At 74.9% G+C, this 23,245-nt stretch carries 25 protein-coding genes; 14 read left to right on the forward strand and 11 right to left on the reverse strand.

What is annotated here, in order from left to right:
- On the forward strand, nucleotides 1-192 hold a 192-nt coding region (locus tag ABZS66_RS48290), incomplete at its 5' end, for a DUF899 family protein (RefSeq protein WP_354769801.1).
- A 4-nt stretch (nucleotides 193-196) separates the two neighbouring features.
- Here the strand turns inward: ABZS66_RS48290 and ABZS66_RS48295 are convergent.
- Nucleotides 197-661, reverse strand: a complete 465-nt coding sequence (locus ABZS66_RS48295) for a MarR family transcriptional regulator (protein ID WP_354769802.1) — start codon at nucleotides 659-661, stop codon at nucleotides 197-199.
- A gap of 97 nt (nucleotides 662-758) precedes the next feature.
- On the opposite strand from ABZS66_RS48295, the gene ABZS66_RS48300 reads away from it, so the two are divergent.
- Both ABZS66_RS48300 and ABZS66_RS48305 read left to right on the forward strand, forming a co-directional pair.
- Nucleotides 759-1,610, forward strand: coding sequence for an LLM class flavin-dependent oxidoreductase (locus tag ABZS66_RS48300; protein WP_354769803.1), 852 nt, complete (start codon nucleotides 759-761; stop codon nucleotides 1,608-1,610).
- A 125-nt stretch (nucleotides 1,611-1,735) separates the two neighbouring features.
- Nucleotides 1,736-2,722, forward strand: coding sequence for a hypothetical protein (locus ABZS66_RS48305; RefSeq protein ID WP_354769804.1), 987 nt, complete (start codon nucleotides 1,736-1,738; stop codon nucleotides 2,720-2,722).
- A 14-nt stretch (nucleotides 2,723-2,736) separates the two neighbouring features.
- Here ABZS66_RS48305 and ABZS66_RS48310 read toward each other — a convergent pair whose 3' ends face one another.
- The 3 genes from ABZS66_RS48310 to ABZS66_RS48320 form a co-directional block, all read right to left on the reverse strand.
- On the reverse strand, nucleotides 2,737-3,114 hold the full coding sequence (locus tag ABZS66_RS48310) for a hypothetical protein (RefSeq protein ID WP_354769805.1): 378 nt from the start codon (nucleotides 3,112-3,114) through the stop codon (nucleotides 2,737-2,739).
- Complete coding sequence (locus ABZS66_RS48315) at nucleotides 3,111-3,260, reverse strand: hypothetical protein (protein WP_354769806.1); 150 nt, start codon at nucleotides 3,258-3,260, stop codon at nucleotides 3,111-3,113. Before ABZS66_RS48315 ends, ABZS66_RS48310 begins: the two co-directional genes overlap by 4 nt.
- A 215-nt stretch (nucleotides 3,261-3,475) precedes the next feature.
- Complete coding sequence (locus tag ABZS66_RS48320) at nucleotides 3,476-4,099, reverse strand: hypothetical protein (RefSeq protein ID WP_354769807.1); 624 nt, start codon at nucleotides 4,097-4,099, stop codon at nucleotides 3,476-3,478.
- Nucleotides 4,100-4,237: 138 nt separating this feature from the next.
- Between ABZS66_RS48320 and ABZS66_RS48325 the strand changes: the two genes are divergently transcribed.
- The 7 genes from ABZS66_RS48325 to ABZS66_RS48355 all read left to right on the forward strand — a co-directional run bounded on the left by ABZS66_RS48325 (nucleotide 4,238) and on the right by ABZS66_RS48355 (nucleotide 10,611).
- Nucleotides 4,238-6,181 carry a sensor histidine kinase gene (locus ABZS66_RS48325; protein WP_354769808.1) on the forward strand — a complete coding sequence of 648 codons (1,944 nt, stop codon included), beginning with the start codon at nucleotides 4,238-4,240 and terminating at the stop codon, nucleotides 6,179-6,181.
- A complete protein-coding gene (locus tag ABZS66_RS48330) occupies nucleotides 6,169-6,816 on the forward strand; it encodes a response regulator transcription factor (protein ID WP_354769809.1) in 648 nt (215 codons plus the stop codon). The genes ABZS66_RS48325 and ABZS66_RS48330 overlap by 13 nt, the downstream gene beginning before the upstream one ends.
- 84 nt (nucleotides 6,817-6,900) lie before the next feature.
- Nucleotides 6,901-8,115, forward strand: a complete 1,215-nt coding sequence (locus ABZS66_RS48335) for a calcium-binding protein (protein ID WP_354769810.1) — start codon at nucleotides 6,901-6,903, stop codon at nucleotides 8,113-8,115.
- An 84-nt stretch (nucleotides 8,116-8,199) separates the two neighbouring features.
- Nucleotides 8,200-8,685, forward strand: a complete 486-nt coding sequence (locus ABZS66_RS48340) for a MarR family winged helix-turn-helix transcriptional regulator (protein ID WP_354769811.1) — start codon at nucleotides 8,200-8,202, stop codon at nucleotides 8,683-8,685.
- A 90-nt stretch (nucleotides 8,686-8,775) separates the two neighbouring features.
- Nucleotides 8,776-9,183 carry a nuclear transport factor 2 family protein gene (locus ABZS66_RS48345; RefSeq protein WP_354769812.1) on the forward strand — a complete coding sequence of 136 codons (408 nt, stop codon included), beginning with the start codon at nucleotides 8,776-8,778 and terminating at the stop codon, nucleotides 9,181-9,183.
- Between the two features lie 10 nt (nucleotides 9,184-9,193).
- Nucleotides 9,194-9,631, forward strand: coding sequence for a nitroreductase family deazaflavin-dependent oxidoreductase (locus ABZS66_RS48350; RefSeq protein WP_354769813.1), 438 nt, complete (start codon nucleotides 9,194-9,196; stop codon nucleotides 9,629-9,631).
- A 74-nt stretch (nucleotides 9,632-9,705) separates the two neighbouring features.
- Nucleotides 9,706-10,611, forward strand: coding sequence for an aminoglycoside phosphotransferase family protein (locus ABZS66_RS48355; RefSeq protein ID WP_354769825.1), 906 nt, complete (start codon nucleotides 9,706-9,708; stop codon nucleotides 10,609-10,611).
- 1 nt (nucleotide 10,612) lies between these two features.
- Here ABZS66_RS48355 and ABZS66_RS48360 read toward each other — a convergent pair whose 3' ends face one another.
- The 3 genes from ABZS66_RS48360 to ABZS66_RS48370 are packed head-to-tail and all read right to left on the reverse strand — an operon-like array spanning nucleotide 10,613 to nucleotide 13,705.
- Nucleotides 10,613-11,518, reverse strand: coding sequence for an oxygenase MpaB family protein (locus ABZS66_RS48360; RefSeq protein WP_354769814.1), 906 nt, complete (start codon nucleotides 11,516-11,518; stop codon nucleotides 10,613-10,615).
- A complete protein-coding gene (locus ABZS66_RS48365) occupies nucleotides 11,515-12,540 on the reverse strand; it encodes an LLM class F420-dependent oxidoreductase (protein WP_354769815.1) in 1,026 nt (341 codons plus the stop codon). Before ABZS66_RS48365 ends, ABZS66_RS48360 begins: the two co-directional genes overlap by 4 nt.
- Before the next feature lies 1 nt (nucleotide 12,541).
- On the reverse strand, nucleotides 12,542-13,705 hold the full coding sequence (locus ABZS66_RS48370) for a CaiB/BaiF CoA-transferase family protein (RefSeq protein WP_354769816.1): 1,164 nt from the start codon (nucleotides 13,703-13,705) through the stop codon (nucleotides 12,542-12,544).
- 80 nt (nucleotides 13,706-13,785) lie between these two features.
- Here ABZS66_RS48370 and ABZS66_RS48375 point away from each other — a divergent pair, with 80 nt between their 5' ends.
- Complete coding sequence (locus ABZS66_RS48375) at nucleotides 13,786-14,448, forward strand: GntR family transcriptional regulator (RefSeq protein ID WP_354769817.1); 663 nt, start codon at nucleotides 13,786-13,788, stop codon at nucleotides 14,446-14,448.
- 3 nt (nucleotides 14,449-14,451) lie between these two features.
- Here the strand turns inward: ABZS66_RS48375 and ABZS66_RS48380 are convergent, their stop codons facing one another.
- The gene (locus ABZS66_RS48380) at nucleotides 14,452-15,891 is read right to left on the reverse strand and encodes an aldehyde dehydrogenase family protein (protein ID WP_354769818.1); all 1,440 of its coding nucleotides are present in this window, start codon (nucleotides 15,889-15,891) and stop codon (nucleotides 14,452-14,454) included.
- A gap of 71 nt (nucleotides 15,892-15,962) precedes the next feature.
- Here ABZS66_RS48380 and ABZS66_RS48385 point away from each other — a divergent pair, with 71 nt between their 5' ends.
- Nucleotides 15,963-17,102, forward strand: a complete 1,140-nt coding sequence (locus ABZS66_RS48385; protein ID WP_354769819.1) for an acyl-CoA dehydrogenase family protein — start codon at nucleotides 15,963-15,965, stop codon at nucleotides 17,100-17,102.
- A gap of 14 nt (nucleotides 17,103-17,116) precedes the next feature.
- Here the strand turns inward: ABZS66_RS48385 and ABZS66_RS48390 are convergent, their stop codons facing one another.
- Entirely contained in the window at nucleotides 17,117-17,266 is a 150-nt protein-coding gene (locus ABZS66_RS48390; protein WP_354769820.1) for a hypothetical protein, read from the reverse strand.
- A gap of 93 nt (nucleotides 17,267-17,359) precedes the next feature.
- On the opposite strand from ABZS66_RS48390, the gene ABZS66_RS48395 reads away from it, so the two are divergent.
- Nucleotides 17,360-18,958 (forward strand): serine/threonine-protein kinase, encoded by a 1,599-nt coding sequence (locus ABZS66_RS48395; protein ID WP_354769821.1) that lies wholly within the window; start codon nucleotides 17,360-17,362, stop codon nucleotides 18,956-18,958.
- 19 nt (nucleotides 18,959-18,977) lie between these two features.
- Here ABZS66_RS48395 and ABZS66_RS48400 read toward each other — a convergent pair whose 3' ends face one another.
- On the reverse strand, nucleotides 18,978-20,810 hold the full coding sequence (locus ABZS66_RS48400; RefSeq protein WP_354769822.1) for an AMP-dependent synthetase/ligase: 1,833 nt from the start codon (nucleotides 20,808-20,810) through the stop codon (nucleotides 18,978-18,980).
- Nucleotides 20,811-20,958: 148 nt separating this feature from the next.
- Nucleotides 20,959-22,194, reverse strand: a complete 1,236-nt coding sequence (locus ABZS66_RS48405) for a TetR family transcriptional regulator (RefSeq protein ID WP_354769823.1) — start codon at nucleotides 22,192-22,194, stop codon at nucleotides 20,959-20,961.
- A gap of 138 nt (nucleotides 22,195-22,332) precedes the next feature.
- Between ABZS66_RS48405 and ABZS66_RS48410 the strand changes: the two genes are divergently transcribed.
- On the forward strand, nucleotides 22,333-23,245 hold a 913-nt coding region (locus tag ABZS66_RS48410), incomplete at its 3' end, for an acetyl-CoA C-acyltransferase (RefSeq protein WP_354769824.1).

A 23,245-nucleotide genomic window follows, 5' to 3' on the forward strand; every position in this document is an offset into this window, starting at 1 on the left:
CGTGGCCTCCGGCAGCAGCAGGGCCCGGGCGATCTCCGCGGTGGTGAGCCCGCCGGCGCCGCCGCCGTCGCGGTGTCCCGCGCGCCCTACCCGAAGCTCGCCGCGTTCCGGGAGCGGATGGGGTGGACGTTCCCGTGGTACTCCTCGTACGGCAGCGACTTCAACTACGACCACCACACCACCCTCGCCTGAGGCGTCAGAGCCCGCACTCGGTGTCGGAGCTGCCCGGGTTGGCGTCCGCGAGGCGGTCGAGGGCCCGGGCGAGCGACCGCAGCTCGGCCGGGCTCAGGTGGTCGGCGAAGAAGGCCGCGACGACGCCGTCGACGAGCGGCCGCGCGGCGGCGAGCGCGTCCCGGCCGGCTGGCGTGAGCTCCGCCCAGGTGGCGCGCCGGTCGGTCGGCGGCGTCGCCCGCACCACCCAGCCGTCCTTCGTCTCCAGCTTGGTCACCAGCCGGGTGGCCCCGCTGCGCGAGATCATCAGCGCCGCCGCGAGCGGCGCCATCCGCAGCCGCCCGCCGGCCCGGTCGAGCGCGGCGAGCACCTCGTGCTCGAAGTACGTCATGCCGGCGCGGGCCCGCAGCCGATTGTTCAGGTGCGCGAACAGCAGCGAGTCGGCCCGCCAGACCGCACGCCACGCCCCGAGCTGCTCCTCACTCGCCACGCTCCGGAGTGTACGAGCGAACGGTTGACGCGTGAACTCTGCCCTCGCTAGCGTGCACACGTCAACGATTCACACGTGAACTGTTCGGAGGTCAACCGTGGACATCGGCATCGGGCTGCCCGGTCACGCGCCCTGGACCGACGGGCGGCAGCTCGTGGCGTGGGCGCGGCGCGCCGAGGCGCGCGGCTTCTCCACCGTCGCGGTCAGCGACCGGCTGCGCTGGACGACCCCGGAACCGCTCACCGTGCTCGCCGCCGCGGCCGGCGCCACCTCCCGGGTCCGGCTGCTCACCAGCGTGCTGCTGGCCCCGCTGCGCACCAACCACCGGCTGTTCGCCAAGACGGTGGCCACCCTGGACCACGTCGCCGGCCCCGGCCGGCTGCGCCTCGGGCTCGCCGCCGGCTTCCGCACGGACGACTTCACCGCGAGCGGCGTCGACTACGCCGGCCGCGGCGAGGCGTTCGCCGCGCTGCTGGAGACGCTGCGGGACACCGCGGACGACCCCGGCGGCCTGCGCCCGGCCACGCCCGGCGGCCCGCCGCTGCTGTTCGGCGGCACCTCCCGCGCCGCCCTGCGCCGCATCGCGGCCCACGGCACCGGCTGGCTGGCCGGCACCGCGAGCGTGGCCGACGTCGAGGCCTTCACGCCGCAGCTGCACGCGGCGTGGACCGCGGCCGGTCGCGCCGGCACGCCCCGGATCGTCGTGTCGGCGATGTTCGCGCTCGGCCCGCACGCCGGGGCGTCGGTGGCCCGCGCCATCGGCCCGTACTACGCGTTCGCCGGCGAGGAGTGGGCCCGCGAGGGCATCGCCGCCGCGTGCACGTCGGCGCAGCAGCTCACCGCGGCCGTCGAGGCGTTCGAGCGGGCCGGCTGCGACGAGCTCATCCTCACCGGCAACGACCCCGACCCGGTCCAGGTGGACCTGCTCGCGGAGGCGCTGGGCCGCTGACCGGTATGCTGGGCGGTGGCCGGGACTGGCGAGGGTGGGTCACCACCGGGGACCGGCCGTGACGTCGGCGCCGACCGCCTGGGCCTCCGCGACGCTTCGCTCCCTTGCTTGCGTCGGAGGTTCGCGTGCGGCTGCGGTATGGCATGAATCCCCATCAACACCCGGCGACGGCCGAGCCGCTCGGCGCACCGCCGTTCCGGGTCGTCCACGGGCAGCCCTCCTACGTCAACCTGCTCGACGCGATCGGCGCCTGGCAGCTGGTCCGGGAGGCAGGCACCGTCGCGGCGGCGTCGTTCAAGCACGTCTCACCGGCCGGCGCGGCCCTCGCGGGCCCGGTCGACCCGGCCACCGCGGCGCTGTTCAGCGTCGATCCCGGCGCCGACCCGGTGACCCGGGCCTACGCGCGGGCCCGGGACACCGACCCGAAGAGCTCGTACGGCGACCTGGTGGCGGTCTCCGCGCCGGTCACGGCCGGGCTCGCCGACCTGCTCCGGCGGGTGGTCAGTGACGGCATCGTCGCCCCCGGCTACGAGCCCGGTGCGGTCGCGGTGCTGTCGGCGAAGAAGCGCGGCACCTACCTGGTCCTGGAGGCGGACCCGGCGTTCGAGCCGCCGGAGGTCGAGGTGCGCGAGCTGTACGGCCTGCGCCTCGCCCAGCCCCGTGACGCCGCCCCGCTGCCGGAGGGCCTGCCGCCCGACCTGCGGCTGGCCCTGATCACGGTCCGCTACACCCAGTCGAACTCGGTGGTGCTGGTCCGCGCCGGCGCGACCCTCGGCGTGGGCGCCGGCCAGCAGTCGCGCGTGGACTGCATCCGCGTGGCGGGGGAGAAGGCGGCGCTGTGGCACCGCCGCCGCTTCGCGCCGGCGGGTGAGGGTCTGGAGACCCAGCTCCGCCTGGCGGAGACGCTCGACCCTCCAGTACCCCTGGACGGCGTCAGCCTCGCCTCCGACGGCGCGCTCACGTTCCCGGACAACATCGTCGAGGCGGCCCGCTACGGCGTGCGGCACATCGCCGAGCCCGGCGGCTCGATCCGCTCCGCCGCGGTCGCCGTGGCGGCCGAGGAGTACGGCATCATCCTCACCCGCACCGCGCTGCGGCTCTTCCGCCACTGATCCGGCTGGACCTGCTACGTGGTGGCGTCGTCCCAGTCGAGCTGATGCTCGGGGACGCCGACGGAGCGGCCGTGGGCGATGGCCGCGGCCCGCGTCTCGGCGTCGCCCGGGCCGTAGCGGAACACCGCGCCGGCGTAGACGACGACCCGGTCGGCGCCGTCGCGGAGGTCCGCGTACCAGCCGCCGTCCGGGTTCAGGGCGGCGGCGAGGGCCTCGGCCACCGCGGCGACGTCGTCGGACTCGAAGTCGATGACGGTCCACACCCCCGGCTGGGTCGGGGCGGCGGTGCCGCCCAGGTCGAGGCGGTAGACGCGGCGGATGCGGGTGCCGGGCGGCGCGAACTGCGCGCCCGGCCGCAGGCTGTCGCCGACGAGCGTGCCGGTGACGTTCATGGGCGCCGGCGGACGCGGTAGACGACCGGTGGGGCCACGGCGTCGGCCTCCGACTCAGGGATGGGGATCGCGACGACCACGTAGGCGGCGTCGTAGCGGTGACGGTCCGATGTGGACGGACGGCGGCGGGTGTGCGGGGTCGACATCACGGGTCCTCGGGAAGCGCTGGGAAGGGGAGCGAGGGTGCGTGTCAACCGCGACAGGACGCCGACCACACCCGGCCGAAGTCGATGTGGTCGCGCGACCACAGCAGTGCCGGGCGAGTCATGCGCACAGTCCAGCAGGCCCGGCCCGCCCGTGTCAATGTCCTATCCAGAAGATAGGATTATCGGGCAGGGCCGGCCCTGGTGGGTGGCGTCGGCTACACCTGCACGGCCCGGCGCCCGGTGCGGGCCTCAGCCGGGGACGGGTGCCCGGCCAGGGCCACGCCCAGCGCCGTCAGCAGCGCGCCGTACACCCCGACCGCGATCGCGAGCGCCGGCGTCATGATGAGGACCATCATCGCCGCGAGCCAGACGCCGGTGGCGAGCGCGACGTAGCGGCGCCAGCCGGACCAGCGGCCCGCGCGCACCGTGGCCACGCCCGCCACGATCAGGCCGATCGCCGACAGCAGCGTGCCCGCGGCGAACACGGCGCCGACGGCGGACGGGCCGGTGTCGTCGACGCGCTGGCCGGCGAACGGGATCGACAGCAGCTCGGCCGCGAACAGCACCGCCGTCCCGGTCAGGGCGAGGACGCCGCCGGCCCGGGCGGCGCGGCCGGCACCGGCCACCCCGCTGCGGGCGAAGCCGAGCAGGCCGGCGAAGACGAGCACGTGGAACACGGCGTAGACGACCGACACCGGCCCGTGGGCCGCGGCCGGCCACGGGTAGCTCCACTGGTCGGCCGGGACGTCGCTGGCCGGCTGGACGACGCCCTGCACGACGACGCCCGAGACCGCCGTGAGCGCGCCGCCGAGGGCGCCGAGGATGCCATAGGTACGCATGGTTGGACCTGCCTTCCGATCGATGGGATGTCATCGACGCTATGGAGAAGTTGGCGCGGCGTCGTCGGCGGCAGCACTCGGCGGCGCATGCGTACTGGCACTGTTGGCCGGGCACCCCGGCGCCGTCACACTGAGGCGGTGCGCAGGCTCGCCGGCTCGCTCCTCGGGCTCACGGTGGTCGCCGAGGCGGCGGCCGTGGCGCTCTCGTGGGGGCTCGAGCCGGCGTTCGACACCGCCGCCTACACCGTGTCCACGGTGGTCATGGCCGCGGCCGGGGCGCTCGTCGCCGCCCGCCGCCCGGGCAACCCGATCGGCTGGCTGCTGTGCGGCTTCGCGCTGCTGCACTCGCTCGCGTCGGACGTCGGGCAGGGCTGGGGGCTGCGTGCGGCCGCCGAGGGCTGGCCCGGCGGACCCGTCGGCGAGACGCTCGCCGCGTCGAGCTGGCTGGCCGGCGGGTACGGCTGGATCCTCACGTTCCTGCGCTTCCCGGACGGACGGCTGCCCGGGCCGCGGTGGCGGGCCGTCCACCGCACCGGCGTGGCCGGGCTCGCGCTCGCCCTGCCCGGCTGGGCGCTGAGCCCCGACCGGGTCCGCGAGTACGCGTCCGGGCACAACCCGGTCGCCGTCCCGGCGCTGCCGACGGACGCCATGGTGGCCGTCGGCATGGTGCTGTTCATCGGCGCGCTGGTGGCCTCCGGTGCGTCGCTGGTGGTGCGGTTCCGCCGCGCGGCCGGTGTCGAGCGGCAGCAGCTCAAGTGGTTCGCCGTCGCGGGCGTCTGGACCACGGTGGCGCTGCCGTTGTCGTTCCTGCTCTGGTACCGCACGCCGATGCTCGCCGGGGCCCTCGCCGCGGTCGCGCTGACCCTGCTGCCCATCGCGGCCTGCGTGGCGATCCTGCGGTACCGGCTCTACGACATCGACGTCATCATCGACCGCACGGTCGTGTACGCCACCGTGACGGTGCTGCTCGCCGGCGCCTACGGGCTGACCACCCTGACGCTCGGCGCCACGCTCGGCGGCGGCTCGGGCTGGGTCACCGCCGCCGCCACGCTCGTCGTCGCGGTCGCGTTCCGGCCGCTGCGCGACCGGGTGCAGGACGCCGTCGACCGGCGCTTCCACCGGGCCCGCCACGCGGCGGTGCGGCGGATGGGGGACTTCCTGGAGGCGCTGCGGGCCGGCCGGGCCGCGCCCGAGGAGGTCCAGGCCATCCTGCGCGAGCTCACCGGCGACCCGGGGCTGCGGCTGCTGCTGTTCCTGCCGGAGAGCCAGGTGTACGTCGGCGTCGACGGCCGGCCCGCGACGGACACCGGGGACGGCATCGACGTCGAGCGGGCCGGCCGGCCCGTCGGGCGTGTCCGCACCGACCGGCCGGCACCGGACCCTCTGCTGCGGCGGCTCATCGAGGCCGGCGGGCTGGCGATCGAGATCACCCGGCTGCACGTCGAGCTGCGCCGGCAGCTGGCCGAGGTGCACGCCTCCCGGGCCCGGATCGTCAACGCCGTCACCGAGGAGCGCCGGCGCCTCGAACGCGACCTGCACGACGGCGCCCAGCAACGGCTCGTCTCGATCGGGCTGGCCCTGCGCCACGCCCAGCACCAGCTCGGCGCCAACGCGGTCGAGCAGGCCGACCGGACCCTCGAGGAGGCCGTCGCCGAGGTGCGGGCGGCCATCGACGAGCTGCGCGAGCTGGCCCGCGGCCTGCCGCCGGCGCAGCTCGACGCCGGCCTCGCCCCGGCCTTCCGCGACCTCGCGCGGCGCGCCCCGGTCCCCGTCGAGGTGTCGGTGCCCGGCGAGCGCTTCGGCCGCGGTACCGAGGGCGCCGCGTACTTCATCGGCTGCGAAGGGCTGACCAACGCCGTGAAGCACGCGCGGGCCACCAGCATCTCGCTGCGCGCCCACCGTGAGCGCGACCGGCTGGTCGTCACCGTCGCCGACGACGGCGTCGGGGGCGCGGTCCCGGTCCCGGGCTCCGGCCTGAGCGGCCTCGCCGACCGGGTCGCCGCGCTCGGCGGCGCCCTGCGCATCGACAGCCGGCCCGGCGCCGGCACCACCCTCACCGCGGAGCTGCCGTGCGAGTCGTGATCGCCGAGGACCAGGTCCTGCTCCGCGCCGGGCTCGGCCGGCTCTTCGCCGACGGCGGCCACGAGGTCGTGGCGTCCCTCGGCGACGCGGGCACCCTGCCCGAGACGGTCGCCGGCGCCGGCCCCGACCTGGTGGTCGTCGACATCCGGATGCCGCCGACGTTCACCGACGAGGGCGCCCGCGCCGCCCGCGACCTCAAGCGGGAGCGGCCCGCCCTCGGCGTGCTCGTGCTGTCCCAGCATGTCGAGACCACCCACACCGCCGGCCTGCTCGCCCTGCCCGGCTTCGGCTACCTGCTCAAGGACCGCGTCCTGGAGGTCGGCGAGTTCCTGGCCGCGGCGGAGCGGGTCGCCCACGGCGGCTCGGCGCTCGACCCGCAGGTCGTGTCGGCCCTGCTCGCCGGTCGGGCCCGGACCGACCCGCTCGCCACCCTCACCGAGCGCGAGCGGACCGTGCTGGGGCTGATGGCCGAAGGCCTGACGAATACCGGCATCGCCAAGCGGCTCTACCTGAGCGAACGCACGGTCGAGGCCCACGTGCGGCACGTGCTCGGCAAGCTCGACCTGCCGGAGAGCGAGGACGGCCACCGGCGCGTCCTCGCCGTGCTCGCGCACCTGCAGGCGACGCAGGGCTGACCGCCACGGTGACCCGGCCCTGCCGGCGTCCGATCAGGGACAGTTGGCGTCCGATCACGCGGCCGGGTCTCTACGGTGCCGGGCATGGGACGCGTGCTGTGGTGCCTGGTGCTGGTCGTCGCCGGCGTGCTCGTCGCGCCGGTCCCGGCCGCCGGGGCGGACACGGCCGAGCTGGCGGGTGCCACGGTCAGCGCGCCGTTGGACGGCAACATGCGGTACACCGGCCGCTTCGGCTTCGCCAACAATGTCGTGGTGACCGCGTCCGGCGGCACGGTCGAGGTCGACGACGTGCATCCGCTCGCGATCAGCGGGGACTGCTGGTACCCGGACGCCGCCGACCACACCCGGGCCGTGTGCACGGCCATGTTCGACCTCACCGTCGAGCCGGGCGAGGGCGACGACGTGGTCACCATCGCCGGTGACACGCAGAACTGGCGGCTCGACCTCGGCCCGGGGGCCGACCGGGCCGACGTGACCGGTGCCAACCCCGAGTCCGGCTACGTGGTGCAGCTCAACGGCGGCACCGGCGACGACGTGGTGCTCACCCGGTCGACGCCACTGGACCTCGACGGACAGGGCGGCACCGACACGGTCAGCTACGCCACGCCGCCGGCGCCGTTCCTGAAATGCGACGGCTCGGCCGACGGCGTGACGGTCGACCTCGGCGCCGGCGTCGGCGGCCCGACCGGCGACGACGCCTACGAGTCGGCCGAGAACGCCGTCGGCGGCTGCATGCGCGACACCCTCACCGGCGACGCCGGGGCGAACCGGCTCGAGGGCGGCGCCGGCGACGACGTGCTGGACGGCGCCGGCGGCAACGACACCGTCGTCGGCGGCACCGGCACCGACGAGCTGCACGGCGGCGCCGGCACCGACACCGCGAGCTACGCGGGCCACACCCAGGCGGTCACGGCCGACCTCGACGGCGTCGCCGACGACGGCGCGCCGGGCGAGGACGACCTCGTCGCCGCCGACGTCGAGAACCTCTCCGGCGGCACCGGAGCCGACACCCTCTCCGGCGACGGCGGCGCGAACCGGCTCACCGGCGACGCCTGTCTCGGCGTGGTCCTCTGCGCCGGCCAGGGCGACGTCCTGGACGGCGGCGCCGGCGTCGACGAGCTGGTGGGCGGCTTCGGCGACGACACCCTCTCCGGCGGCTCCGGCAACGACACCCTGAGTGCCGGCCCGGGCAACGACACCCTGTACGGCGACGGCGGCTTCGACGCCCTGGACGGCGGTTCCGGCACCGACTCGTGCAGCGTCGGCCTCGGCGGCGGCACCACGACCAACTGCGAATGACGCCGGGCCGCGCGCCCGCAAGCGGCGGCGCCGGCGGGCGGCGGCTCCTGGCACCCGGTCAAGCCGGGATGAGATCCTTCCTGCATGGATCAGCCCCAGCCCGCCACGCGTGTGTCCGCCCTGGACTCCTCCGGAGACCCGGGTGTCGCCCTGTTCCGGCTCATCCGGCACTGGGCGCGGCGGGCGCCGCAGCGCAGCGCCATGGTCGCCACCGGCTCGGCCAAGGACGTGCCGCGGATCCTGGTGATCGACGCCGTGGCGACCGCGCACGAGCACGCCGAGTTCGTCGACGTGACGGCCGTGGCGCGGGCGCTGGGCATCGACCACTCCGGGGCCAGCCGGATGGTCAGCGACGCGGTACAGGCCGGGCTGCTCACCCGCAGCACCGCCGCGCACGACACCCGGCACGCCGCGCTGCTGCTCACCGAGCAGGGCGCGGCCCTGGTCGCCGCGGCCCGCGAGTGGCAGCACATGGTGTTCGAGGAGTTCACCCACGACTGGTCGGCCCGGGACCGGGCCGAGTTCGGCCGGCTGCTCGTGCGGTTCTGCGCCACGGCCACCGCGCACTGAGCGGGCTCGACGAACCCGGTGACCGGCTCGACCGTGATCCGGTAGCGCGCGCGCTTGAGTATGCGAATCGCATGCATTACGGTCCAGGGCATGGTCACTTCCACCGGGCCGCTCGCGACGATCCAGCGCTGGCACGCGGCCGTCAACGCGGCCGACGCCGACGCGCTGGCCGAGCTGGCGACCGAGGACATCACGGTCGCCGGCCCGCGCGGCGTCGGCCACGGCCGCCCAGTGCTGCTCGACTGGCTGCGCCGGGCCGGCCTGTCGTACCGCCCGCAGCGCTGGTTCTTCGACGGCCGCGCCAACGCCGTCGTGGAGGAGTTGGTGACCTGGCGCGACGTCGCGACCGGCGAGGTGCTCACCGCGGACGCCCTGGTGGCCTCGCGGTTCGTGCTCACCGGCGGCCGGATCAGCTGCTACGCCCGCCACGACGCCCTCGACGAGGCGCTCGCCGAGGCCGGCCTCGACCGGTCCGCGCGGGTCGAGGCTCCGGCGTAGGGTGGGTGCGATGGCGCAGCATGACGACGAGCCGCTCGACAGCCCCGTGGGGTGGGTGGCCCAGCACATCCGCGACTACGTGTCGACCGGCGGGGCGAAGGGCCACGTGTTCCAGCACTGGCCGAGCCTGCTGCTCACGACCCGCGGCCGCCGCACCGGCAGGCCGAGGCGCACCGCCCTGATCTACGGCCGCTCCGGCGACGACTACGTGGTCGTCGGCTCCAACGGCGGCAAGGACGAACATCCGCTCTGGTATCACAACCTGCTCGCCGACCCCGAGGTCACGGTGCAGGTGGCCGCCGACGGGTTCCGCGCCCTGGCCCGCACCGCACCATCCGAGGAGCGGCCGCGGCTGTGGCGCACGATGGCCGACCTGTTCCCGACCTACGACCGCTACCAGGCGGGCACGGCCCGCGAGATCCCGGTCGTCCTGCTGGAGCGCCGCTAGTCCCGGCGCCGCCGCACGGCCAGGACCAGCACACTGCCGCCGACGGTAGGCGCAACGAAAGGACCTGCGGCGTGATGCTGCACGACGACGAGGTGCCGGTCGGCGAGGCGGTCGTCCGGTCGCTGCTGGAGGCGCAGTGCCCGCAGTGGGCCGGCCGACCGCTGTCACCCGCCGGCGCGGGCACGGACAACACCATGTACCGGGTGGGTGAGGACCTACTCGTGCGGCTACCGCGAACCGCCGACAAGGCGCGGTCCCTGCGGAAGGAACAGCAGTGGCTTCCCCGGCTGGCTCCGCTGCTCGCGCTCGCGGTCCCGGAGCTGTGTCACGCCGGCACGCCCACCCCCGGGTTTCCGCTTCCCTGGTCGGTCCATCGCTGGATCGACGGGGACGAAGCCCAGCCCGATGCCGTCCAGGACTGGGCCGCCTTCGGCACCGCGCTGGCCGGGTTCGTGCGCGAGCTGCACGCCATCGACCTGATGGGAGCGCGTCGCGCGGGCGATCTCAGCTGGTACCGCGGGGGCAGCCTGAAGGCCTGCGACGAGTGGATCAGCACGTGTTTCGACGCCTGCCGGACCAGCGTCGGCGACGAGCTCGACATCGAGTCTCTGGAACGGATCTGGCGCACCGCGGTCGCCCTGCCTGAGCCCTCCGGCCCGCACGTGTGGCTCCACGGCGACCTCAGGCCCACCAACCTGCTCGTGGCGGACGGCAGGCTGCACGCCGTCATCGACTTCGGATGCCTCTGCGTCGGCTTCCCCGACGCCGAACACTCCGCCGTCTGGGACCTGCCGCCCCAGGCGCGGCACGCGTACTGGAGCACCGCGAAGCTCGACGAGCCGACGTGGAGCCGCGCCCGGGCCTGGGCCGTCGCGGTCGGCGTCAGCGGGATCGCCTACTACCGGCACACCTTTCCCGCGTTCGTCGCGGAGTGCCGGGCACGGCTCGAGGCGATCCTCGCCGACGCGGCCCGCGGGTGAGCTACGGGCGGGCCGGGCGGAGCCAGGACGGGTCGATGTCGGGTGGTGGGGGTGGGGCGCCGAGGTCCGACGGGCGGTAGCCCTGCGGGTAGCCCGGATAGCTGCGGTTGCGCGGGTCGACGCCCAGGCGGGACCGGCGCCGCGCCGGCATCAGGCGGACGAACCGGGCGCGGGTGCGCAGGCCGAGGCGGGCGGCGGTCGACATCCAGGCGGGCGCCGGGGCCAGGCCGAACGCCTCCCGCATCGGGGCGTCGACCATGGCCCGCACGCCGAGGCGGACCGCCGGGCGCAGCGGGGCCGGGAACCAGCCCGCGAACAGGCCGATCGTGTACTGCGCGATGCGGCGGTTCGTGTCGCTGTACCGGAAGAACTCGGCCTCGTAGTCGAGCTTGAACCGGCGGTACTCGGCGAAGCCGTCCGGGATCTCGCGGATGCCCATCCGCCGGCCGACCGCCCGGTAGAACTCGAAGGCGGCGATCCGTTCGTGGTCGGTCAGCCGGCGCCAGCCGTACCGCTCGATCCAGTCGATCGGATCGTAGACGAACGTCGACAGCACGTAGCGCAGGTCGTCGTTGCCGATCGCGTAGCGGCCGTGGGCGCGGTTGATCACGCGGAGGGCCTCGCGGCCGCGCTCGGAGTCGTAGCCGTGCGCGGCCAGCTCGGCCATGAGCAGCGCCGTGTCGTCGTAGCGGCGCTGCGGGCGGTCGCGGAACTCGCCGGTCGCGTCCAGCAGCGCCGAGATGCTCGGCACGCAGTACGTGCGGAGCAGGGCCAGCTCGAGCGCCCGCTGGTAGTCCCAGGGGAACTCGTAGCCGGCCGAGATCCGGTAGATCTCCTCGTGGTCGCGCACCGGGTCGAGCTCGAGGATCCGGCGGGTCCAGCGACCGCGGGTTCCGGAACCGGTCACAGCAGGGCCTTGACGGTGGCGAGCTGCCGCTGCGGGTCGGGCAGCAGGGGCGTCACGTTGAGCGTCGTGACGCCGGCCTCCTTGAAGGCCGCGATGCGGTCCTTCACGTACGCCTCCGGGCCGATGAGGCTGGACAGCTCCAGCAGCTCGTCGGGGACGGCGGCGGCCGCGGCCTCCTTCTGCCCGGCGAGGTACAGGTCCTGGATCTTGTCGGCGGCCTCGCCGAAGCCGTAGCGGGTGACCACGTCGTGGTAGAAGTTGCGGCCGCGGGCGCCCATGCCGCCGACATACAGCGCGATCATCGGCCGGCCGAGGTCCCGCAGGTGGGTCACGTCGTCGCCGATCGCGAGCGGGCCGCCGGCGACGACGTCGAGCGGGCCCAGCGCGGGGTCGCGCCTGGCCGCACCGGCCGCGAGGCCGTCGCCCCAGACGTCGGCGGCGCGCTCCGGGAGGTACAGGAAGGGAAGCCAGCCCTCGGCGAGCTCGGCCGTCATCGCCACGTTGCGGTCGCCCAGGGCGGCGACGTAGATCGGGATGCGGTCGCGGACCGGGCGGGTGAGCAGCTTCAGCGGCTTGCCGAGCCCGGTGCCCCGCTCGGGCGGGAGCGGCAGCCGGTAGGTGCCCTCGTGGACGAGCGGCTCGCGGCGCCAGACCTGCCGGCAGATCTCGATGATCTCGCGGGTGCGGGCGAGCGGCTTGTCGTAGGGCACGCCGTGCCAGCCCTCGACGACCTGCGGGCCGGACGCGCCGAGGCCGAGCATGGCGCGGCCGCCGGAGAGCGCGTCGAGGCCGGCCGCGGTCTGGGCGAGCAGCGCCGGCGTGCGCGAGTAGATCGGCAGGATCGCCGAGCCGATCGCGAGCCGCTCGGTGCGGGCCGCGAGGAACCCCATGATGGTCGGGGCGTCGAACCCGTAGGCCTCGGCGACCCAGATCGCGTCGAGCCCGGCCGCCTCCCAGCCGGCGGCCTGTTCCGCGGCCGTGCGGGGATCTCCGGCGTACTGCAGGTGGGTGGCGAGTCGCATGTCAGCGGACCTCCATCGGGGTGGCGTCGTGGATCGCGGCGGAGGCGAGCAGGGCGTCGGCGTCGTCGACACCCCAGTCGGCGAGGATCTGCCGGCTGTGCTGCCCGGGCAGCGGCGGCGGGGTGGTCAGCCCGGCCGGGGTGGCCGAGAAGCGGGGCGCCGGCGCCGGCTGGACCGTGCCGTGCCGCTCGACGAACGTGCCCCGGGCGGTGAGGTGCGGGTCGCGCGTGGCCTCGCCGGGGGTGAGCACCGGCGAGACGCAGGCGTCGCCGCCGGCGAAGTGCGCCGTCCACTCGTCGCGGGTGCGGGTCGCGAACCGCTCGGCGAACCGGCCGCGCAGCTCGGGCCAGCGATCCCGGTCGAACTGGCCGGGCAGGTCCGGGTCGGCGTCGAGGCCGAGGCGGCGCACCAGCTCGGCGTAGAACTGCGGCTCGAGCGCGCCGACGGCCATGTGCCGGGCGTCCGCGGTCTCGTAGACGGCGTAGAACGGGGCACCGCCGTCGAGCAGGTTGGCGCCCCGCCGGTCCTCCCACAGCCCGACCGCCCGCATGGCGTGCAGCATGGTGGTGAGGTGGGCGGTGCCGTCGACGATCGCGGCGTCGACGACCTGCCCGCGGCCGGTCCGCTCGGCCTCGCGCAGCGCGGCGAGGATCCCGACGACGAGGTACAGCGAGCCGCCCCCGAAGTCGCCGATCAGGTTGACCGGGATCTGCGGCGGCCCGCCGGCCGGGCCGATCGGGTCGAGCGCACCGGCGACGGCGATGTAGTCGACGTCGTGGCCGGCGGTGCCGGCGAGCGGACCGTCCTGGCCCCAGCCGGTCATCCGGCCGTAGACGAGCGCGGGGTTGCGGGCCAGCACCGCGTCCGGGCCGACGCCGAGCCGCTCGGCGACGCCGGGCCGCCAGCCCTCCGTGAGCACGTGGGCCCGGGCGGCGAGGCCGAGCACGGTCTGGACGCCGGCGGGCTGCTTGAGGTCGACGGCGATCGAGCGCTTGCCGCGGTTGAGCAGGTCTCCGGCGGGGTCGGCGCCGACCGGCGAGGCGGCGCCGATCCGGTCGACCCGGACCACGTCCGCGCCGAGGTCGGCGAGCAGCATCGCGGCGAACGGGCCCGGACCGATGCCGGCCAGCTCGACGACGCGCAGCCCGTGCAGCGGGCCTGCCATGCGTTCTCCTCTCACGAGCGACATCCGGCGCCCGATAGTTTGATATTTGATATAGTAGGCCGCTTTCGGGAGGAGACACCATGGCCGTCGAGCGGCCGCAGCTGTCCGACGAGGTGGTCGCGCACCTGCGGGACCGGATCATGTCGGGCGACCTGCGCCCGGGTGAGCGGATCCGGCTGGAGGACGTCGCCGACCAGCTCGGGGTGAGCATCACTCCGGTGCGGGAGGCGCTGCTGACCCTGCGCGGCTTCGACATGGTCGAGCTGCAGCCCCGCCGGGGGTACGTGGTGGCCCCATTGTCCCGGCAGGACATCGTCGACGTCTTTCAGCTCCAGGCGCACATCGCGGGGGAACTGGCCGCGCGGGTCGCCCAGCGGGTGACGGCGGCGGACCTGGCCGAGCTGACCGAGGCGCACCGGGCGATCCAGCGGGCCGCGCGGGCCCGCCGGGTCGACGTCGCCGAGCTGGAGCAGCTGGAGTTCGAGTTCCACCGGGCCGGCAACCGGGTGGCCGGGGCGCGGAAGCTGTCGTGGCTGCTGCACTGGGCCACGCGGTACACACCGGCCAGGTTCCTCGCCACGGACCCGGCCTGGCGCGAGGGCATGCTCGCCGACCACGAGGCCGTGCTGGCGGCGCTCGCCGCGCACGACGGCGCCGCCGCGCAGGCCGCGATGGCGCGGCACTTCACCGACGGCGCCGACCGGCTCGTCAAGCACCTCGACGACCTCGGGATCTGGGCCTGATCCTCACCGGGCGTGCCGCAGGCGGAACAGCTTCGCCGCGCGCTGCAGCGCGGCCGGTGAGCGGTCGAGCCGCAGCAGGTCGATCGGCGCCGTGAAGCGCTGCCGGGTCACCGACTTCGGCCGGGAGAACTCGCGCAGGCCGTCGGCGCCGTGGATGCGGCCGAACCCGGAGTCGCCGACCCCGCCGAAGGGCAGCGCCGGGACGGCGGCGAAGCCGAGCACCGCGTTCACCGAGACCGCGCCGGCCCGCAGCCGGCCCGCGAGGTCGGCGGCCGTGCGCCGGCTGCCGGTGAAGACCGACGCGGCCAGCCCGTAGCGGGAGGCGTTGGCCCGCTCGACCGCCTCGTCGAGGTCGCGGACCGGGTTCACCACGACCGTCGGGCCGAACGTCTCCTCGGTCACGGCCAGGCTGTCCTCCGGCACCTCGGCCAGCACCACCGGGTCGACGAACGGCGGGCGGACCGAGCCGGGACCGCCGACGACTGCCCGGCCGCCCTTGGCGATGGCGTCGTCGATGTGCGCGGCGACGATCGCCGCCTGGGTCGGCGTGGTCATCCGGCCGTACCGCGCGTCGGGCTCCTCGCCGGGCCTGGTCTCGCGGGCGAGCTCGCCGAGCTTGGCCAGGAACGGCTCGTAGGCCGGGCGCTCGACGTACACCCGCTCGACGCCCGCGCACGTCTGGCCGGCGTTGCCGAACCCGCCGAAGGCGGCGGCCCGGGCGGCCGCGTCGAGGTCCGCGTCGGCCGCCACGATGAGCGCGTCCTTGCCACCGGCCTCGACCACGACCGGGGTGAGCGTGCCGGCGCAGGCGGCCATCACCTTCCGGCCGGTCGCCGCGGAGCCGGTGAACGCCAACTTGTCGACCCCGGCCCGGCACAGCGCCGCGCCCACCTCGCCGCCGCCGGTGACCGCCTGGAACACGGCCGGGCCGTGCTCCTGGGGGACCGCCTCGGCCCACGCGGCGGCCAGCCAGCGGCCGACGCCGGGGGTGTGCTCGCTAGGCTTGAAGACGACCGCATTGCCGGCCGCGAGCGCGTACGAGATCGAGCCGAGCGGCGTGTACACCGGGTAGTTCCACGGGCCGATCACGCCGATGACGCCGAGCGGCTCGTAGCCGACGCTGGCCGCGTGGTTGGCGGCGAGCAGGCCCGAGGGCACCTTCCGGCGGCGCAGCACGCGCCGGGCGTTGCGCGCGGCCCAGTCGAGGTGCTCGACGGCGAGCATCACCTCGAGCACGGCGTCGCCGTGCGGCTTGCCGGTCTCGGCCCGGATCCGGTCGGCGAGCTCGTCGATGCGGGCGGCGAGCGTGCGCTTCCACGCCAGCAGGGCGCGGCGGCGGCCGTCCCAGCCGAGCCCGGCCCACCACCCGGCGGCCGCGCGGGCCCGCTCCACCGCGTCGGCGACGGTCGGTTCGACGGCGACTTCCGCGGTCTCCGTTGACATGGCGGACTCCTCTGCAGATTTGATATTTGATATGCTACGTTCGTTGTCAATCCCCAGGCAGGAGTGGCATCATGCTGGATCTCACCGACGAGCAGCGCGCGTTCGTCGCCGCCGTCACCGACTTCTGCCGTCGTGAGGCGGGCACCCGCCAGCAGCGCGACGCGCTGACCAACGGCGGCCGTGAGGCGCACAGCCCGGAGCTCTACCGCAAGCTCGCCGACCTCGGCTGGCTCGGCGTGTCCATCCCCGAGGAGCACGGTGGCGCCGGCGGCGGCATGGTCGACACCTGCCTGTTCCTGGAGACGACCGCCCGCGGTATGGCCCCGATCGGCGGCTTCACGACGTCGATCATCGTCGCCGGGGCCTACGAGCGGTTCGGCTCGCCGGAGCAGCGCAAGACCGTGCTCGGCGGGGTGGCCGCGGGCCGGATCGAGTCGATCGCCATGTCCGAGCCGGAGGCCGGCTCCGACGTGGCGAGCCTGGCCTGCCGGGCCGAGCGCCGCGCCGACGGCTGGGTCGTCAACGGGCAGAAGACCTGGTGCTCCAACGCCCACCTGGCCGACGGCATCCTGCTGGTCGCCCGCACCTCCGGCGCGCCCGGCGAGCACGCCGGCATGACCATGTTCCAGGTCCCGGCCGACGCCCCGGGCCTGCGGATCAGCGGCATCGACACGATGGGCGGCCGGGAGGTCAACGACCTGTACTTCACCGACTGCCACCTGCCGGCCGACGCGGTCGTCGGCACCGTCGACCAGGGCTGGAAGCAGCTCATGGCCGGCCTCAACGTCGAGCGGCTGATCCTGGCGGCGGTCATGCTCGGCACCGCGCAGCGCGCCTTCGACGACGCGCTGGGCTACATCAAGCAGCGCCGCCAGTTCGGCCGGCCGATCGGCAGCTTCCAGGTGCTGCGCCACCGCATGGCCGACCTGGCGACCGAGATCGAGTGCAGCCGCCTGCTGGTGTACCGCACGGCCGAGCTCGTCGACCGCGACCCGGCCACGGTGCTGCCCCGCGAGACGTCGATGGTGAAGCTCAAGGCCACCGAGACGGCCCGCCGGGTGGCGCTGGACGGCATGCAGATGATGGGCGGCTACGGCTACGCCACGGAGTACGACATGGAGCGCCTGGTCCGCTCGACGGTGGTCTCCACGGTGTACGGCGGGACGAGCGAGATCCAGCGCGAGATCATCGGCAAGACCTACGGCCTCTGAGGACGCTCAGTCGCTCAGTCCGAAGGGCGGCGCTCGGCGACGACCTGGACGAAGACGGTCAGCCCGAACAGCACCCAGAACTCGGCCTCGCGGCGCAGCAGCAGCGCCACGAGGGCGAGCAGGAAGAGCGCGACCATGGCCACGACGTGCACCGCTTCGGGCATTGACGCCACGGTACTCCTGGTTAAACCTATCGGCAAGATAGGTAATACCTGCGCGTGTGACAGCCGTCATGCGTCGGCGCCGGCGAGTAACGGGTGCGTGCGGCGGTCCGCTCCTTCCCCGTGGTGAACGTGACGGGAGGTTCGGTGATCGCCGGCCGCTACCGGCTCCAGACGGTGCTCGGCCGCGGTGGCATGGCCAGCGTCTGGCGGGCGGTCGACGACCGCCTCGGCCGGGCGGTCGCGGTCAAGCTGCTGCCCGCCGGTGCCGGCGTCGCCGAGCCCACCGTGGTGCGCCGCTTCGAACGCGAAGCGCACACGGCCGCCCGGCTCAGCCACCCGAACATCGTCGCGGTGCACGACGTCGGGCGCGACCAGGACCTGGCGTACCTGGTGATGGAGCTCGTCGACGGCACCAGCCTGGCCGACCGGCTCGGCCACGGCCCGTTGCCCGCCGACCGCGTGGTGGCGATCGGCGCGCAGGTCGGCGATGCGCTCGCCGCCGCGCACCGGGCCGGCGTGATCCACCGCGACGTCACACCGGGGAACATCCTGCTCGGGTCCGGCGGCACGGTGAAGGTCTGCGACTTCGGCATCGCCCGGCTCACCCAGCACCACCAGGCCGGCCTCACCGCCGCCCACGCGGTCGTCGGCACCAGCACGTACATGGCGCCCGAGCAGGCCACCGGCGGGCCGGTCGACGGCCGCGCCGACCTGTACGCGCTCGGCTGCGTGCTGTACGCCATGCTGACCGGCCGGCCGCCGTTCAGCGGGGACAACCCGATGGTCGTGCTCCACCGGCACGTGCACGAGTCGCCGGTACCACTGCGGTCGGTCCGGCCCGACGTGCCGGCCGGGCTGGACCGGCTCGTCACCGACCTGCTCGCCAAGCGGCCCGACGACCGGCCGGCAACCGCCGACGCCGTCCGCGACCGCCTCGTCGCGCTCTCGGCGAACCCGCCCGTGCCGGCGAACCCGCCCGTGCCGGCGAATCTGCTCGTGCCGGCGGACCTGCTCGTGCCGGCGAACCCGGGCGTCCCGGCGGGCCCGTCCGTCCCGGTGAACCCGTCCGTCGTGGCGGGCCCGGCCGTCGCGGCGGACCCGGCAGGCCCGGCCGGCCGGCTCCCGGGCCGGGTGCGTGCCTCCGCCGGCGTCGTGCCGCGGACCGCGGCCCTGCCGGTCCTCGACGAGCCCTCCGCACCGGTCGCGCCCCGGCAGCGGCGCCCGATCGGCGCGCTCCTCGCCGTCGCCGTCTCCGCGGTCGTCCTGACCGCGCTGGGCATCGCTGCGTTCCTCGCGTCCCGGCCGTCGACGACCGACGCCGGCGGCGGCACCCCCACCCCGGCCGTGGCCGCCACGACGGCGACCGCACCGCCCAGCAGCCCGCCCGCGTCTCCGGCAACACCGGCCACCCTGGTCGCCGGACTGCGCGACACGATCGACGCGCAGGCCCGCGCGGGCCAGCTGGACACCCGCACCGCGAACCAGCTCAGCGGCCGGCTGGACGACGTCGAGCGGGAGATCGCCCGCAACCGCGCCGAGCGGGCGGCCGACAAGGTCGCGGACCTGCGCGACACGCTCGACGACCTGCACCAGGACGGCAAGGTCGGCAGCGCGGGGTACCAGACCATCCGGGCCGGCCTCGACCAGCTCGCCGGCACCCTCCCGCTCGTGGAGCAGCAGCGCAAGAACTAGCGGTATCGCGGCGGGCCGGTCAGGTGTACAGCGCGTCGATGACCTCCGCGTAGCGTTCGGTGATCACGCGGCGGCGCAGTTTCAGCGTCGGGGTCACCTCGCCCGTCACCGGGGACCAGGCCGACGGCAGGACGCGGAACGTCTTGATCTGCTCCGGCCGCGACAGCTTCGCGTTCGCGGCGTCCACCGCGGCCTGGATCTCGGCCAGCAGGGTCGCGTCGGCCGACAGGGACAGCAGGTCCGGGGCCAGGTCGCGGGCGCGGGCCCAGACCGGGGCCATCTCCTCGTCCAGGACCACGATGGCGGTGACGTACGGGCGGCGGTCGCCGATCGCCACCGCCTGGCCGATGAGCGGGTGGGCCCGCAGCAGGTTCTCGATCTGGGCCGGCGCGATGTTCTTGCCGCTCGACGTGATGATGAGTTCCTTCTTGCGGTCGGTGATGGTGAGGAACCCGCCGTCGTCGATCGTGCCGACGTCGCCCGTGGGCAGCCAGCCGTCGGCGTCGGCGGGGGACTCCACGCCGCCGTCCCGCTGGAGGTAGCCCAGGCAGACCAGCGGACCGCGGACCAGGATCTCGCCGTCCTCGGCCAGCCGCAGCTGCATGCCCGGGTTGATCCGGCCGACGCTGCCGGTGCGGAACGCGTCGGGGGCGTTGATCGTGGCCGTACCGGTGGTCTCGGTCATGCCCCAGACCTCCAGCACGTCGAGGCCGCAGCCGGCCAGGAAGCGCAGCACCGCCACCGGGATCGGGGCGGAGCCGCTGCCGGCCCACACCACCCGGTCGAGGCCGAGGCGGGCCCGTACCGGCGTGAGGACCTTCTCGTCGAGCGCGGCGAGGCGGGCCGCGAGCTCGGCGGGCACCGGCAGCCCGGCCTCGCGCAGCTCATAGGCCTCCAGGGCGGCCGCACTGGCCGCCTCGAAGGCGGCGCGGACGGCCGGGTCGGCGGCGGCGAGGAACCCCTGGATGCCGGCGACCATCTTCTCCCAGACGCGGGGCACGCCGAAGAACGACATCGGGCGCACCGCGGCCAACCCGGCGGCGAGCCGGGCCGGGTCGGCGCAGATCGTGACGTGCCCGGCCCGGTACACCGCGTTGTAGATGCCCAGCATCCGCTCGGCGATGTGGGCCAGCGGCAGGTACGCCAGCGCGGGCGAGTGGTCCGGCACCGGCACCGTCGCCTCCAGCACGACGGCCTGGTACACCACGTTGTGGTGGCTCAGCAGCACACCCTTCGGGTCGCCGGTGGTGCCCGAGGTGTAGAGCAGCGTGACCGGCTGCTCCGGGCGCACGGCGCGCCACAGCTGCTCGAAGCGGGCCGGGTCGGACGAGAGGGCCGCGGCTCCCGTCGCCTCCAGATCATCCAGCAGTACCGTGGAATCCTCGGCCGGGCCGTCGACCGTCACGACCAGGTGCAGCGACGGCAGCTCCGCGAGGAAGGGCCGGACCCGGTCGAGCTGGGCGCTGTTCTCGACCACGATCACGCGGGCCTGGCTGTGCTGGGCGAGGTAGCGCAGCTGGTCGCCGCTGAGCGTGGCGTAGGCCGTCGAGGGCACCGCGCCCAGGTGCACGGCGGCCAGGTCGACCAGCCAGTGCTCGGGGCGGCTGGACATGAGCATCAGCATGCGGTCGCCGGGGCGCAGGCCGGCCTCGGCGAGGCCGAGGGTGAGCGCGGCGACCCGGTCGCGCAGCTGCGCCCAGGTCAGCGTCTCGGTGGACCCCAGCGCGCCGAGGGCGGGCAGGTCGCCGAACTCGCGGGCGTTGCGGTCGAGCAGGGACGGAATGGTCAGGCCGGCGGCGGTCGCGGCGAAGCGCTGCGCGAGGTCGTCCCGGGTGTCGGTGGCAGGGGTCATCGTGGTGCCTCCCTTACCCGGTGACCGTGATCGGGGTGTGGTCACCGGAGCGTCGTGACGTCGCCGGAGCGGGGCACGGGCACACCGCCGCCGCTCCTGTCGGCACTGTAAACCACGGTTAACTTATTGGGAAGGCCGGCGGGACGTGTCAGGCCGCCAGGGCGACGAGCGCGAGCCGGGTGACGAACGCGGGGGCGCCGCCGGAGCGGGTGAAGCGGACGGCCCGGCCCAGGTCGGTGACCAGGTTGATGGCGGCGTGCACGAGCACCCGGGCCTCGGCGGGCGGCAGGTCCGGCCGGGTCTGGACGAGCAGGCGCACCCACTCCTCGACGTGCAGGCGCTGCACCTTGCGCAGCTCGTGCCGGTCGGGCTCGGGCAGGTTGCTGTTCTCGGCGAGGTACACCGAGACGAGGTCGCTCTCGCCGAACGCGAACCCGGTGTAGGCCTCGGCGAGGCGGCGCAGGGCCTCGTCCGGCTCGGCGGTGCCGCGCAGCGCCGCCGCGGCCGACGCGGCGAGCCGGTCCGACGCCCGGTAGTACGCGGCGGCGAGCAGGTCGGCCTTGCTCGGGAAGTAGCGGTACACGCTGGAGGCGTTGATCCCGGCGGCGCCGCCGATGTCCTCCATGCCGACCGCGTGGTACCCGAGCCGGTGGAACAGCCGGATCGCCGCCGCGAGCAGCAGCTCCCGGCGCGGCTCGAGCCCGCCGGCCGGGGGCTCGGCGGCACCCTCGGCCGCGGCGCCGCGCGCGGAGCGGACCAGCGCCGCGGTCGGGGCGTCGGCGCGCAGCATCGCCCAGCCGAGCCGGTGCAGCGTCGCCTCGGTGCGGGCCTTCGGCGCGGCGGCCCGGTGCGTGGTCAAGCTGCCGAAGGTGCTCAGCGCGGCGCGCACCAGGAACTCCGCGCCGGCCGGGGACAGCTCGGGGCGCAGCCGCCGCAGCGGGTCGGCGAACCGGCGGACCAGGGTGGCGAGGGCCGCCCGGAACTCGGCGCGGTGCTCGTCGGCCAGGTAGCGCCACTCCCACTGGTACAGCGCGCCGACCTTGCGACGCTCGACGGTGAACCGGGCCATCGACGTGAGCAGGCCCTCGAGCTCGGCCTCCGGGTCCCCGGCCGGCACGTGCCCGGGCTCCGGGCCGGTCGCGGCGAGCGCCGCCTCGACCAACTCGCGGGTGGCGTGCACGAGGATCGCGTACTTGTTGGGGAAGTGGCGGTACACCGCCGGGCCGCTGATCCCGACCTCCGCGGCGATCTCGTCGATGCCGACCAGGTGGTAGCCGCGCGCGCAGAACAGCTCCGCCGCCACCAGCGCGATCTGCGCCTTGCGGTTCTTCGGCCGCTTGCGGGGCGGGTCGGTCGCGGCGAGGCCGGCGGCGTTGGCGTGCACAAACGCAGAGCCTACTGCCCCGGGCCGCCGCGGTTGCCGGATGTATCACAGCCGATTCGCGGCGGCGGCCTTGACGTGCACGGAAAACGTCGGAGAAAGTTAACGAAGATTCGCACGCCGACGTCGGAGAGGGTTGGGATGACACACGAGGCTTACGTATTCGACGCGGTGCGCACACCGCGCGGGCGCGGGAAGCAGAACGGTTCCCTGCACGGGGTGAAACCCGTGTCGCTCGTCGTCGGTCTGATCGACGAGCTGCGCGCCCGGCATCCCGACCTCGATCCCGCCGCGATCGACGACGTCGTGCTCGGCGTCGTGTCCCCGCTGGGGGACCAGGGCGCGGATATCGCGAAGACCGCCGCGATCGCGGCCGGGCTGCCGGAGACCGTCGCCGGCGTGCAGCTGAACCGGTTCTGCGCCTCGGGCCTGGAGGCGGTGAACATCGCGGCGCAGAAGGTGCGGGCCGGCTGGGAGGATCTCGTGCTGGCGGGTGGTGTGGAGTCGATGTCGCGGGTGCCGATGGGCTCCGACGGCGGCGCCTGGGCGCTCGACCCGGAGACGAACTACACCACGCAGTTCATCCCGCAGGGCGTGGGCGCGGACCTGATCGCGACCATGGAGGGGTTCAGCCGGGAGGACGTCGACGCGTACGCCCTGGAGTCGCAGACCCGCGCCGCGAAGGCGTGGGCGGGCGGCTACTTCGCCCGGTCGGTGGTCCCGGTCCGCGACCGCAACGGCCTGCTGGTCCTGGACCACGACGAGCACGTCCGCTCGTCGACGATGGAAGGCCTCGGGGCGTTGCCGGCGTCGTTCGGGGTGATCGGCGACCTCGCCGGCTTCGACGCGGTGGCGCTGCAGAAGTATCACTGGATCGAGCGGATCGACCACGTGCACACCGCGGGGAACTCGTCGGGCATCGTCGACGGCGCGTCGCTGGTGCTCGTCGGCAGTGAACAGGTGGGCGCGGCTGCCGGGCTGACCCCGCGGGCCCGGATCGTGGCGGCGGCGGTGTCCGGCGCCGATCCGACGATCATGTTGACGGGTCCCGCGC

This window comes from Dactylosporangium sp. NPDC005572 (genome assembly GCF_040605515.1).
Classification (GTDB): Bacteria; Actinomycetota; Actinomycetes; order Mycobacteriales; family Micromonosporaceae; genus Dactylosporangium.

Excerpts from the sequence above, each read along its gene's own strand:
- ABZS66_RS48310 (WP_354769805.1), bottom strand. The coding sequence starts at position 3,114 with ATGAACGTCACCGGCACGCTCGTCGGCGACAGCCTGCGGCCGGGCGCG.
- ABZS66_RS48315 (WP_354769806.1), bottom strand. The coding sequence starts at position 3,260 with ATGTCGACCCCGCACACCCGCCGCCGTCCGTCCACATCGGACCGTCAC.
- ABZS66_RS48320 (WP_354769807.1), bottom strand. The coding sequence starts at position 4,099 with ATGCGTACCTATGGCATCCTCGGCGCCCTCGGCGGCGCGCTCACGGCG.
- ABZS66_RS48335 (WP_354769810.1), top strand. The coding sequence starts at position 6,901 with ATGGGACGCGTGCTGTGGTGCCTGGTGCTGGTCGTCGCCGGCGTGCTC.
- ABZS66_RS48340 (WP_354769811.1), top strand. The coding sequence starts at position 8,200 with ATGGATCAGCCCCAGCCCGCCACGCGTGTGTCCGCCCTGGACTCCTCC.
- ABZS66_RS48345 (WP_354769812.1), top strand. The coding sequence starts at position 8,776 with ATGGTCACTTCCACCGGGCCGCTCGCGACGATCCAGCGCTGGCACGCG.
- ABZS66_RS48350 (WP_354769813.1), top strand. The coding sequence starts at position 9,194 with ATGGCGCAGCATGACGACGAGCCGCTCGACAGCCCCGTGGGGTGGGTG.
- ABZS66_RS48355 (WP_354769825.1), top strand. The coding sequence starts at position 9,706 with ATGCTGCACGACGACGAGGTGCCGGTCGGCGAGGCGGTCGTCCGGTCG.
- ABZS66_RS48365 (WP_354769815.1), bottom strand. The coding sequence starts at position 12,540 with ATGCGACTCGCCACCCACCTGCAGTACGCCGGAGATCCCCGCACGGCC.
- ABZS66_RS48370 (WP_354769816.1), bottom strand. The coding sequence starts at position 13,705 with ATGGCAGGCCCGCTGCACGGGCTGCGCGTCGTCGAGCTGGCCGGCATC.
- ABZS66_RS48375 (WP_354769817.1), top strand. The coding sequence starts at position 13,786 with ATGGCCGTCGAGCGGCCGCAGCTGTCCGACGAGGTGGTCGCGCACCTG.
- ABZS66_RS48380 (WP_354769818.1), bottom strand. The coding sequence starts at position 15,891 with ATGTCAACGGAGACCGCGGAAGTCGCCGTCGAACCGACCGTCGCCGAC.
- ABZS66_RS48385 (WP_354769819.1), top strand. The coding sequence starts at position 15,963 with ATGCTGGATCTCACCGACGAGCAGCGCGCGTTCGTCGCCGCCGTCACC.
- ABZS66_RS48390 (WP_354769820.1), bottom strand. The coding sequence starts at position 17,266 with ATGCCCGAAGCGGTGCACGTCGTGGCCATGGTCGCGCTCTTCCTGCTC.
- ABZS66_RS48400 (WP_354769822.1), bottom strand. The coding sequence starts at position 20,810 with ATGACCCCTGCCACCGACACCCGGGACGACCTCGCGCAGCGCTTCGCC.